General features: G+C 70.7%; 10 protein-coding genes. 1 reads left to right on the forward strand and 9 read right to left on the reverse strand.

Annotation, left to right across the window (positions count from 1 at the left end; all coding sequences use genetic code 11):
• The first annotated feature begins 146 nt into the window (after nt 1-146).
• Nucleotides 147-1715, forward strand: coding sequence for a PucR family transcriptional regulator (locus HD594_RS17825; RefSeq protein WP_184750133.1), 1569 nt, complete (start codon nt 147-149; stop codon nt 1713-1715).
• A 55-nt stretch (nt 1716-1770) separates the two neighbouring features.
• Here the strand turns inward: HD594_RS17825 and HD594_RS06290 are convergent, their stop codons facing one another.
• The 9 genes from HD594_RS06290 to HD594_RS06330 form a co-directional block, all read right to left on the reverse strand.
• Nucleotides 1771-2475 carry a hypothetical protein gene (locus HD594_RS06290; RefSeq protein WP_184750134.1) on the reverse strand — a complete coding sequence of 235 codons (705 nt, stop codon included), beginning with the start codon at nt 2473-2475 and terminating at the stop codon, nt 1771-1773.
• A 181-nt stretch (nt 2476-2656) separates the two neighbouring features.
• Nucleotides 2657-3772: a DmpA family aminopeptidase gene (locus HD594_RS06295; protein WP_184750135.1), complete on the reverse strand. Its 1116-nt coding sequence runs from the start codon at nt 3770-3772 to the stop codon at nt 2657-2659.
• Between the two features lie 17 nt (nt 3773-3789).
• Entirely contained in the window at nt 3790-4152 is a 363-nt protein-coding gene (locus HD594_RS06300) for a cupin domain-containing protein (RefSeq protein WP_184750136.1), read from the reverse strand.
• Nucleotides 4149-5579 carry an NAD(P)/FAD-dependent oxidoreductase gene (locus HD594_RS06305; protein ID WP_184750137.1) on the reverse strand — a complete coding sequence of 477 codons (1431 nt, stop codon included), beginning with the start codon at nt 5577-5579 and terminating at the stop codon, nt 4149-4151. The genes HD594_RS06300 and HD594_RS06305 overlap by 4 nt, the downstream gene beginning before the upstream one ends.
• 38 nt (nt 5580-5617) lie before the next feature.
• Nucleotides 5618-7327, reverse strand: a complete 1710-nt coding sequence (locus HD594_RS06310; protein ID WP_184750138.1) for an amidohydrolase — start codon at nt 7325-7327, stop codon at nt 5618-5620.
• 140 nt (nt 7328-7467) lie between these two features.
• Nucleotides 7468-8376, reverse strand: a complete 909-nt coding sequence (locus tag HD594_RS06315) for an ABC transporter permease (RefSeq protein ID WP_184752623.1) — start codon at nt 8374-8376, stop codon at nt 7468-7470.
• A 2-nt stretch (nt 8377-8378) separates the two neighbouring features.
• Nucleotides 8379-9323, reverse strand: a complete 945-nt coding sequence (locus HD594_RS06320) for an ABC transporter permease (RefSeq protein ID WP_184750139.1) — start codon at nt 9321-9323, stop codon at nt 8379-8381.
• Nucleotides 9316-10509 carry a polyamine ABC transporter substrate-binding protein gene (locus HD594_RS06325; protein WP_184750140.1) on the reverse strand — a complete coding sequence of 398 codons (1194 nt, stop codon included), beginning with the start codon at nt 10507-10509 and terminating at the stop codon, nt 9316-9318. The genes HD594_RS06320 and HD594_RS06325 overlap by 8 nt, the downstream gene beginning before the upstream one ends.
• Before the next feature lie 37 nt (nt 10510-10546).
• The gene (locus HD594_RS06330; RefSeq protein ID WP_309297737.1) at nt 10547-11707 is read right to left on the reverse strand and encodes an ABC transporter ATP-binding protein; all 1161 of its coding nucleotides are present in this window, start codon (nt 11705-11707) and stop codon (nt 10547-10549) included.
• Nucleotides 11708-11869 lie beyond the last annotated feature (162 nt).

The following is an 11869-nucleotide window of genomic DNA, read 5'->3' on the forward strand; positions in this document are numbered from 1 at the left end:
GACAGATCGACCGGGGATCGTCTAGGGTGATTGGATCCCAGCCTTGCAGAGCAGGAGGGCCCCGCGTGGAGTCCGTGAGTCGCGAAGATCGCCCTGTTCGGACGGATCGTCCGGACCGCGGCGCGGCCGGTGTCATCCTCCCGACCGTGCGCGAGGTGATCGCGCTTCCCGAGATCGTCGACGGCATCCCGGAGGTCGTCGTCGGCGACGAGGCGCTGGAGGCCCCGGTCCGCTGGCTGCACGTGTCGGACAGTGTGACGGTGCCGCGCATGCTGTCGGGCGGCGAGATGCTGCTGTCGACGGGAGCGACGTGGCCCGCCGAGCCCGCCGAACTCGACCGGTTCATCGGCGACCTCGCCGACGCCGGCCTGTCGGGAATCATCCTCGAGCTCGGGACGCACTACCGCTACCTGCCTGCCGTGGTCGCGCGCGCGGCGCGCGAGCACCGCCTCGCACTGATCGTGCTCCACCGCGAGATGCGGTTCGTGACGATCACCGAGGCCGTCCACCGCCGGATCATCTCGGGTCAGACGGATGCGCTGCGGGCGCGGGACGAGGTGCGCGAGCGCTTCACCGCGCTCGCGCTGCGCGGGTCGCCCGCCGACTACATCGTCCGTCAGCTGGGGCAGACGCTCGGGGCCCCGGTCGTGCTCGAGAACCTCGCGCACGAGGTCATCGCGGCCGACGTGCCCCTCTCGCTCGAGGTTGAGCTGTTCACCGACTGGGAGCTGCGCTCGCGGGCCGCGCACCGTCGCGCGCAGGGATCCGGCGAGGCACACGGCGACGACTGGCTCGTGGTGCCGGTCGAGGCGCGTGGCATCCGGTGGGGGCACCTGCTGGCGCTGCCCGGACCCGAGCATCCGGCGGGTCGGACGGCCGTGCTCGAGCAGGGCGCGATCGCGCTGGCGCTCGGGCGGCTCGCCGACGGCACGAAGGACGAGTGGGGTCGCATCGGCCGCGGTCGTCTCGTCGACGGCCTGCTGGCCGGTCGATTCGCCGGCGCGGGCGGCGCCGCCGCGCGTCTGGAGGCGGCGGGACTTCCAATGCGCGGTGCGGCGCTGTACGGCATGGTCGTGGCGGGGACGCCCGTCTCGGTCGAGGCCGCCGAGGCGGCCGCACGCGCGGCGCGCGGACGCGTGCTCGTCGGCAGCGGACCCGAGGGCGTCGCCGGCCCCGCCACGGCCCTGCTGATCTCGTTCCCCGCCGACGTCCCCTTCGACGACGCCGAGGCGCTGGCCTTCGGCCGAGCGGCCATCGACCGCTCGGCCGAGACCGATCGGCTCGTGGTGTCGGTCGGTCGCGTCGGCTCCGACATCGACGGGGCGCTGGCCTCGCTGCACGAGGCGGTGGACCTCGCCCGCGGCCGGCGTTCGGGGCGCGGGCCCCAGCTGCGCCGCGCCGAGAACCGGCCGCTCGTGCAGCTGGTCACCGCGCTGCGCGACGACCACCGCGTGCTCGAGCACGGCGAGCGGATGCTGTCGCCGCTGATCGTGCACGATCTCGGCCGCGGCGGCGACCTGCTCGATGTGCTCGAGGCGATGCTGGCCCATCCGGGAAACCGCACGGCGGCGGCGACGGCATCGCACCTGTCGCGGTCGGTGTTCTACCAGCGCATCGCCCTCATCGAGGAGCTGCTCGGGGTCGATCTGGACGACGGCGAGACCCAGACCGCCCTGCACCTGGCGCTTCTCGTGCGTCGCAGCTCGGGGCGCTGACGCGCCGACGGCCGCCGACCCCGAATGGAGGTCGACGGCCGTCGTGCCCGTGAGGTCAGGCGTTCGTGCGGCGGATGAAGGCGATCGAGGTCGCGAGCATCCAGATCACGACCAGCACCAGAGCCAGCAGGGCGACCGGCGTCGCGAAGGCGGCGAGACCCGGCAGCGGAGCGAGGATCAGCGCCGCGAAGGCGATTCCGCCGAGGAGGCCCACGACCGAGATCCAGGACGCGACCACCTTGGTGCGCAGCATCGCGATCGACAGCAGGATGCCGGAGATGCCCATCGCGACCGGCACGCCGGTGCCGGCCTGACCGAGCCCGACGATGCCGGCGGCGAGCACTGCTGCGCCTTCGTCCACGGCGCCGACGACGGCGACGCCCGAGCCGACGGTCATGAGCGCGATCTCGATGGCCACGCCGGCGACCGTGATCGCGAACGCGATGTCGGCGACCACGCGCACGCGCGGCGACACGCGGAGGGCGTCGCGCACGGCGGCGGCGAAGACGATGCGCCCCAGCACGGCGATGCTCACGCACGCGACGTTGAACGCGTGCATCCCGGCGTTCGCTGCCCAGTGCTGGGTGAGCTCGGCGGCCGACAGGCCGGCGGCCGGCGCCACCCAGAGCCCGAACAGGAACACGAGTTCGAGCAGATAGAGCACGGTCCCGACCAGCGCGGTCCAGCGGGTGGTCGGGGTGATGGTGGGCCAGGTGGTCGCGATCGGGACCGCGACCGATGCGCGGTGAGAGTTCGACATTGATTCCTCCACGGTCTCGGGCGGGGCGCCCGGGGGTCTCTGCGAGCATCGTCGCACGCAGTGAATCGCAATTTACATATTTGCGAGGGGGAACGCTAGTGGCAGTGCGAAATCGACTGTGGGATGAAGAAGAGTCGTGAATATAAGTTCACTTGATTCGACGAGAATTGTCTCAGCGGGGTCAGCTGAACGCCGCGCGCACCTCGTCGTGGGGCAGCGCGTAGCTGACGTGGTCCTCGCGCCCGGCCATGTCCTCGGCGGCGACGAGTGCGTTGACCACGGCCTCTTCGACGGCCTGGACGGTGGCGGTGTAGAGCGCGTCGACGCGGCCCCACGGGATGAACCGCAGCGACTCGTACGACGTCCGGTCGGCCATGCGCGAGGTGAGCGAGCCGGAGTTGGCGGTCGAGAACGCCAGGAAGATGTCGCCCGAGAAGTGGCTCCCGGTCGTGCCGGTGCGCGCGAGCCCCAGCGGGACGCGGCGGGCGAGGGCCGCGCACTGGCCGGGCAGCAGCGGCGCGTCGGTGGCCACGACCACGATCACGCTGCCCGCCCCGGGGACCGAGCGGGCCCGCTCCCCGTCGCGGAGGAACCAGCCGTCGTCCTCGATGGGGGCGGGCGCCGCCGAGTCCGGGCCCAGCGGCCGGCCGGCCACCGTGAACTCCTCGCGCGAGCCGAAGTTCGCCTGCATCAGCACGCCGACGGTGTACGCGGTGCCGTCGTGGTCGATGACACGCGAGGCGGTGCCCGTGCCGCCCTTGAACCCGTAGCAGTTCATGCCGGTGCCGCCGCCGACGCTGCCCTCGGCGATCGGGCCGGGGGATGCCGCATCCAGCGCCGTGCGGGCGTGGGCGGGCTCGACGTGCCCCGCATTGATCTGGTTGAGGTAGCCGTCCCACGTCTCGCCGACGACCGGCAGCATCCACTGCGCCGACACGGCGGGGTTCACCGCGTGCACCCACTCGTCGACGCCGCGGTGCACCGCCCCCACCGCATGGGAGCTGGTGATCGCGATCGGCGTCGAGAACGAGCCCGACTCGTCGATCCACGCGCGGCCGGTCAGCTCGCCGTTGCCGTTGAGCGAGTACGTCCCGGCGGCGCAGGGGATGCCGACGCCGGCGCGGCCGCGCGGGAGGATCGCCGTCACGCCGGTCCGGGCGACGCTGTCCGCCCCGGGCTCGCCGTGGATGAGCGTCGTGTAGCCGACTTCGATCCCCGGGACGTCGGTGATCGCGTTGTGCCGACCGGGCGTGCCCGCGAACGGGATGCCCAGGTCTCGCGCGCGTGTGGTGTGCATGGTCGAGCCTCCGGCGCCTATGGCGCGATGTAGACCTTCCGCAGCGTCTCGCGCACCGTCCACACCGTCTGCATGCCGTCTTCGAGGCGCACGACCGACCCGGGGCGCAGCTCGATGGGCGGATGCGCGGGGTCGGCGAATTCGACGGTGGCGTCGCCCGCGAGCACGATGAACACCTCGTCGGCCTCGGTGTCGCTCATCGCGCCGGGCGACATCTCCCATACGCCGATCTCGCGGCCGGCGCCGTCGTCGAGGACGGCGTAGCCGGTGGTCGGGGCGCCCGCGACGACCTGATCGGCGGGCACGGGCTCGTGCGCGAGCACGAGCACTGCGGCGTCCACGAGGGCTGCGGCCACCAGGCGCGAGGGGTGCTGGGTCATGAGTCGAACCCCAATCCGACCGCGTCGAGGGTCTTCAGGATGATGTTCCGCTTTCCGTCGTTGTGGTCGGCGCGGTCGAGCGACCAGCGCGTGGCGTTGATGCCGAGGGCCGCCGCAGGCTCGGGCGGGAACGGCAGCGGGCGCTTGCGGACCATCTCGAGCTCCGTGCGCTCGGTCGGCTCGCCTTCCAGCAGGTCCAGCATCACCTCGCCGGCGAAGCGGGCAGCGCCCACACCGAGCCCGGTGAAGCCGGCGGCGTAGGCGACGCGGCCCTTCCGGGCGGTGCCGAAGAACGCGCAGAACTGCGTCGAGCTGTCGATCGCGCCGGCCCAACGGTGGCTGAAGCGCAGACCCTCCAGCTGCGGGAACGTCGTGAAGAAGTGGCTCGCGAGCCTCTCCCAGGACTCCGGCCGGTTCTCGTATGCAGAGCGCACCTTGCGGCCGAAGTGGTAGATGGCGTCGTACCCGCCGAAGAGGATCCGGCCGTCCTGCGTCGGGCGGTAGTAGTGGAACTGGTTCGCCATGTCGCCGATGCCCTGGCGGTCGCGCCAGCCGACGGCATCCCACTGCTCGTCCGTCAGAGGCTCGGTCATGAGCACGTAGTCGTAGACCGGCACGGTCATGAGGCGGTTGCGCTTGAGCAGCGACGGGAACACGTTCGTGGCGAGCACGACGCGGTCGGCGGTGACGGCGCCGGAATCCGTCGTCACGCGCACCTTCGCGCCGGTCGAGTCGAGGCCGGTCACGCGCGAGTGCTCGAACACCGTCGCGCCGCGCTCCTCGGCCGCCTTCGCGAGCCCCGCGGCGAGACGCGCCGGATGCAGGATCGCGTTGTTGCGCTTGTGCCACACGCCACCGAGGTAGGTCGGAGAGGCGACGGATGCCTGCACCGCCGCCTCGTCGAGGAACACGGTGTCGGCGTCCGCGTGCTCCATCTCCTCGTGAAGCCACTCGAGCTGGTGGGGCTCGACGGCGACGTCGAGCTCGCCGACGCGCTCGAACTGCGCGTCGACCCCCCATTCGCCGAGATCGGCCTCGAAGGCGTCGAGGTTCTCCATGCCGAGCCGCTCGAGCGTGTCGATCTCGTCGGGCCAGCGGCTGGCGCCGTTGTCGTAGCCGTGCGTGATGCTCGCCTCGCAGAAGCCCCCGTTGCGGCCCGACGCCGCCCAGCCGACGGTCTTCGCCTCGACGATCGCGACGCGGATGCCGGGTGTACGGCGCAACGCCAGCATCGCGGTCCACAGCCCCGTGTACCCGGCGCCGACCACGACCAGGTCGGCCTCGTGCTCGCCGTTCAGCGCGGGGCGCGCCGGTGTGAGGTCTGCCGGAAGATCATCGAGCCAGAAGACGTCGTGGCGTGAGCCCTCGAGGCTCTGCTCGATGACGGATGCTGACGGCCGGTGCCGTTCGAAGACCGTGGTTCCCACGGCTATCACTTCCCTGTTCGGTGTCGGAGTCCCGGCGGTCAGACCGCTGAGGCCGGGATGTCGGTGGCCTGGTCGGCGGGCGTGCCGGGGGTCTGGGCGTCGGGGGCGGCGTACACGAGCTCACCCTCGACGAAGGTCTGCAGGACGCGGGTCGTCCCGATCTGATCGGCGGGGCCCGCGAACGGGTCGCGGTCGAGGACGGCGAGGTCGGCGTACTTGCCGACCTCGATCGTCCCGGCGACGTCGTCGAGGTGGTTCACCCACGCCGAGCCGGCGGTGTACGCCGTCAGCGACGTGCCGAGGTCGATCGCCTGCTCGGGGAGGAACGCGTCGTACTCGCCCTCCTCGTGGCCGGGGGCGGACTTGCGGTTCACCGCGACATGGATCGCCGCGAGCGGGTCGGGCGAGGTCACCGACCAGTCCGAACCCGCGGCGAGCACCGCGCCGCTGCGCAGCAGGTCGCCGAACGGGTACTGCCAGGCGGTGCGCTCCCTGCCGAGGAACGGGATCGTCAGATCGACCATCTGGGGCTCGTAGGCCGCCCACAGCGACTGCATGTTCGCGGCGACGCCGAGTTCGCGGAAGCGCGGGATGTCCTCGGGGTGGATGACCTGGATGTGCGAGATGTGGTGGCGGTTGTCGCCGTGGCCGTTGCGGGCGATCGCGTGCTCGACGGCGTCCAGGCACTCGCGGACGGCGCGGTCGCCGATCGCGTGGAAGTGCACCTGGAAGCCCGCCGCGTCCAGCTGCGCGACGGCCTCGTTCAGAATCTCGGGCGGCACGAACGAGATGCCGGAGTTGTCGGTGCGGTGGCCGTGGCCGTCGCAGTAGGGCTCGAGCATCGACGCGGTGAAGTTCTCGGGCACGCCGTCCTGCATGATCTTGATGCTCGTGGCGGCGAAGCGGCCGGCCTGGAGCTTCTCGCGCTTGGCGATGAGGTCGGGGATCTGCTCGAGCCCCGCGTTGCGGTCCCACCACAGCGCGCCGACGACGCGGGCGGTGAGGTCGCCGTCGGCGACCGCCTTCATGTAGGCGTCGGCGGGGTCGCCGGCGTCGCCGTAGGTCCCGACGATGGCGTCCTGCCAGCCGGTGATGCCGAGCGAGTGGAGGCGGCGCTGGGCGAGCAGCAGCGCCTCGGTCAGACGTTCGAGGGGTTCTTCGGGCAGGTGGCGGTTGACCAGCCCCATGGCGCCTTCGTGCAGCGTTCCCGTGGGGTTGCCGTCGGCGTCTCGCTCGATGCGGCCGTCGGCGGGGTCGGGGGTGTGCTTGTCGATGCCCGCGAGGCGGAGCGCGGCCGAGTTGACCCACGCGCCGTGCCCGTCGCGGTTGGGGAGGAACGCGGGCCGGTCGGGCACGACGGTGTCGAGGGCGGATGCCGTGGGCGTCCCGCCCGGGAAGGCGGCCATCCCCCACCCGCCGCCGAGCACCCACTCGTCGTCGGGGTGCGCGGCGGAGTACTCCGCGATCGCGGCGAGGTACTGCTCGGCGGTGTGGAGTTCCGAGAGGTCGCAGCGCAGCATGTCGAGTCCGCCCCACACCGGGTGGACGTGCGCGTCCTGGAAGCCGGGGATCAGCATCCGCCCCGCCAGGTCGATGACTTCGGTGTCCGGTCCGAGGAGGTCGCTGACCCGGTCGCTGCCGAGCGCGACGATGCGGCCGTTCTTCACCGCGACGAAGCTGGTGCGCGAGCGCACCGTGTTCGCGGTGAAGACGGGACCGCCGGTGAAGACGAGGTCGGCGTAGGACATGGGCGGAACTCCTTGTTGCTGGTGTGGAACGAGCGACGAGCGCTTCGTCCCCTGGGTTTCGCTCCTCGCTCAGCGACCGGGGTCCGCCGGGCGTCGGGGCCCGGTCGCTGAGCGAGTGCAGCGAGACGAAGCGGGGCGGATCAGCCGCCCGCCATGGTGCGCGCGATGTCGGTGGCCGAGTCGCCCGCGCGCTTGAGGACGAGCGCGACGACCGCGAGCGCGATGAGCGTCAGCACCAGCATGATCGTCGACACGGCGGCGATCTCGGGTCGCATGCCCGAGCGCACGGCGCTGAGGACGTACACCGGCCACGGGGTGGTTCCCGAGACCTGCACGAACGACGCGATGATCGTGTTGTCGAGGCCCAGCGTGAACGCCAGCAGGAAGCCCGCGAGCACCGCCGGCATCGCCAGCGGCAGCGTGATCTTCATGAACGTCGCCAGAGGCTTGGCGTACAGGTCGCCCGAGGCCTCCTCGAGGTTCGCATCCTGGCCGACCAGGCGCGCCCGGACGATGTACGACACGACCGCGGTGGCGAACAGCGACGAGCCGATCGACAGTCGCACGATGCCGTCGTCGAACATGCTCAGCCCCAGGTCCTGACCGAGGAACACCATCCAGGGCAGCAGCGCCACGGCGTCGACGATCTCGGGGGTGACCGAGGTGAACAGCAGCAGGCCGAGGAACCACCACGTCCACTTGCCGGGATGCCGCGCCATCGCGATGCCCGCGAGCGTCCCGAGAGCCGTGGCGATGATCGCCGCGATGAACGCGGTGATGAGCGACACCCGCACGGCGTTCTGGATCGCGGGCTTCTCGAGGATCGTCAGGAACGCGTCGAATCCGAAGCCGTCCCACGAGATGAGCAGTCGGCCCGTGTTGAACGAGTAGATGACGATCACGATGATCGGCGCGAACAGGAAGAGCAGCACGAGGATGCCCCATATGTTCAGCGCGATGTCCGACCACGACCTGGGGGAGCGGGCTCGCCGCACCTTGGCGCCGGTCTCGGGCTCGTCGAGGCGCGCGATGGCCTCGGTCTTCGTCATGGTCACGACGACACCTCCGAGGGGGTCTTGGCGGCTGCTGCGGCGGCATCCGTCTCGGCCGCGTCGGCCGGTCCCAGGACCAGGCGGTTCCGCATGCGGAACGGCAGGGCGATGAGGTAGATGATGAAGCCGCACACCGCGATCGTCAGCGTGATGATGAGCATCAGGACGACGGCCATGGCCGAGCCGAGGGCCCAGTTCTGCGCCGTCTGGAACTGCGCGGCCACGAGCTGGCCGACCATGTTGCCCTTCGCGCCGCCGAGGACCGTCGCGGTGATGTAGTCGCCCATGAGGGGGATGAACACCAGCAGGACGCCGGCGATGATGCCGGGCTGCGACAGGGGGAGGGTGACGCGGAAGAACGTCGTGATCTTGCCCGCGCCGAGGTCCTTCGACGCCTCGCGCAGAGCGGGCCCGACGCGGTCGAACGCGACGAACAGCGGCAGGATCATGAGCGGCAGGTAGTTGTACACGACGCCGAGGAGCACGGCCTCGCGCGTGTAGAGCAGCTCGATCGGGCCGCCGAGGACCGGCGAGAGGAACTGCGACACCGCGCCCTCGGGCGAGAGGATGATCTGCCAGCCGATGGTGCGGACCAGGAAGTTGGTCCAGAACGGCACCAGCACGAGCGCGATGAGGAGGCCGCGGCGCTCGGGGCGCACCTTGAACGCCATCCAGTACGCGACCGGGGCGCCCACCAGGAAGCACAGCACGGTGCCGCCGATGCCCACCCACAGCGTGTTCTGGAAGGTGGTGAAGAACGTCGGCGACATCGCCTCGATGTACCGGTCGAACGACAGGATGTCGGTGGCGTGCGTGCCGAAGATCCCCGGCTTGTACCCGAAGCTGAAGTAGACGACCAACAGCACCGGGGCGACGAAGAAGAGCAGGAGCCACGCCCACGCGGGGATCGCGAGCGCGGCTCCTGCCGAACGGGTCTTAGGCACCCGCGGCGGCCTTCATCGCGGACCAGATCTCGACGCGGCGCTGCTGGGAGTCATTCAGCTCCTGCTCGTGCATCGTCTCGAGCTGCTCGGGGGTGAAGAAGATCATGTCGAGGTAGTCGAGGCCCTCGTCGGCCGCCGCCTGCTCCATGTCCTTGCCGCCGACGTTGAACCCGACGTAGTCGAGGTTCAGCAGCAGGTTCTCCGGCGTCATCGACCAGTTGATGAACGCGTGCGCGGCCTCGGGGTGGGGTGCGCCCGCGGCGATGGCCCAGTTGTCCATCCACAGCTCGGTCTGCGGGCCGGGGAGGACCCACTGCCAGCGCTCGGGGTCGGGCGACTCCTGGATGCCCAGGCGCGCGTCGCCGTTCCAGGCCTGCATGAGCACCTGGGTGGCCTGCGGGATGCCGCCCGAGCCGGGGTACGAGTCGAACGCCGAGATGTGCGGGGCGATCTCGTTGACGAGGAAGTCCTCGCACGCGTCGAGCTCGGCGGTGTCCTCGGTGTTCCAGTCCATGTCGTTGGCCCAGAAGTACGAGCCGATGATGCCGGCCGGGTCGTCGGACATCGACGTCTTGCCGCTGGCCTCGTTCTGAGCGGCGTCGAAGAAGTCGTTCCACGTGGTCAGCTCGCGCGTGATCACGGTCTTGTCGTACACGTAGCCGGTGGTGCCCCACGCCTTGCAGACGGTGTAGTCGTTCGAGGGGTCCCACGAGCGACCGAGGTACGCCGCGTCGAGGTTCTCCATGTTCGGGAGCAGGTCCTTGTTGAACTTCTCGAGCAGGCCGTTCTCGATCATCTGCGGGACGAAGACGCCGGTGGGGACGACGATGTCGTAGCCCGAGGTGCCCTTCGCGGCGACGAGCTTCGCGATGAGCTCCTCGTTCGACGAGTACGAGTCCATCGTGATCTTCGGGCCGAGCTCCGACGTGAAGCCATCCAGCACGTCGGGGGAGTCGTAGTCGCCCCACGTGTAGATCGACAGGTTGTCCTCGAGGGCGCCGCCGGTGGCCTGCGGCTCGGCAGCCGTGCCGCCGTCGGTGCCGCCGCTCGAGCAGGCGGCCAGGAACGCGGCGCTGCCGGTGATGGCGGCGACGCTCAGGAAGCGGCGGCGCGAGACCTCGCGCATGATCGCCTGCGCTTTACCCTCGGGGGCGAGGATGCGCACGTTGCTGTGGATGTCGGACATCGGGTTCTCCTTCGGGTGGGGAGGCGGTGGTGCGGGGTCAGTGGGTGGGCGGTGCGATGTACCCGCCCTGCTCGGCGGAGTCGTCGGACGGGAAGAGCAGCACGTTCTGGGCGCTCCACGAGCACAGGACATCGTCGCCCACGCGCAGCGACGGCGCCTCGGGCGTCGGGCGGCGCACGATGAGGCTCTGCTCGTCGCCGAGGCGCACCAGGAACTGCATGGTGTCGCCGAGGTGCGAGACGCCGATGAGCTCGCCGCGGGCGGTGTTGGCGTCGGATGCCGAGCCGGCCGTCGCCTTCTCGATGGAGATGAACTCGGGCCGGACCGCGGCCTCGCCCTTCGCGACGCCGGCGAGCTCGGTGCCGGTTCCGCGCACGAGCGCGTGCGGCGACGCGACGGCGGCGCCCGACTCGGCCGCGTCGCCGTGGAAGAAGTTCTGCTGGCCCACGAACGCCGCGACGTACGCCGATGCGGGGCGCGCGTACACGGTGTCGGCGTCGGCGAGCTGCTCGATGCGGCCGGCGCGCATGATCGCGATGCGGTCGCTCATCGACAGTGCCTCGCCCTGATCGTGGGTGACGAAGACGAACGTGATGCCGAGCCGCGACTGGAGGAGCTTCAGCTCGAGCTGCATCTCCTCGCGCAGCTGGCGGTCGAGGGCGCCCAGCGGCTCGTCGAGGAGGAGCACCGCGGGGCGGTTGACCAGCGCGCGGGCGAGGGCGACGCGCTGCTGCTGGCCGCCCGAGAGCTGCGTGGGCTTGCGATCGGCCAGGTGGCGCATCTGCACCATGTCGAGGGCCTGCGACACGCGCTCGCGGACCTCGGCCTTGGGCGTGCGGCGCTGCTGCAGACCGTAGGCGACGTTCTCGGCGACCGAGCGGTGGGGGAACAGCGCGTACGCCTGGAACACGGTGTTCACGTCGCGCCGGTATGGCGGGACGTTCAGGACCGAGGCGCCCGAGATGCTGATGGATCCGGCATCCGGGTGCTCGAAGCCCGCGATCATCCGCAGCGTGGTCGTCTTGCCGCAGCCCGAGGGGCCGAGGAACGAGATGAACTCGCCGGGCTCGATCGACAGGGACAGGTCGTCGACGGCGACCGCGTCGCCGTATCGCTTGGTGACGCCTTCGAGGCGCACGGCCCCGCGGCCGTCCATCGTGGCGGATGCCGCCGTGTCGGTCTCGATTGCCGTGGTCACCTCTGCAGTGCCCTCCTGGTAGCACCGCGCAGCCGTGCGCGGTCATGGGATGTTTGGGTCATTCAATACATCTGGTCTCAGATGATGCAATGGCGGCCCGGGGTAACCGGACGATCCGCGCCTGCGTGAACGCGTCTCGGACATTCCGTCCGGGGGCCTGTA

Source organism: Microbacterium thalassium (genome assembly GCF_014208045.1).
Taxonomy (GTDB): Bacteria; Actinomycetota; Actinomycetes; order Actinomycetales; family Microbacteriaceae; genus Microbacterium; species Microbacterium thalassium.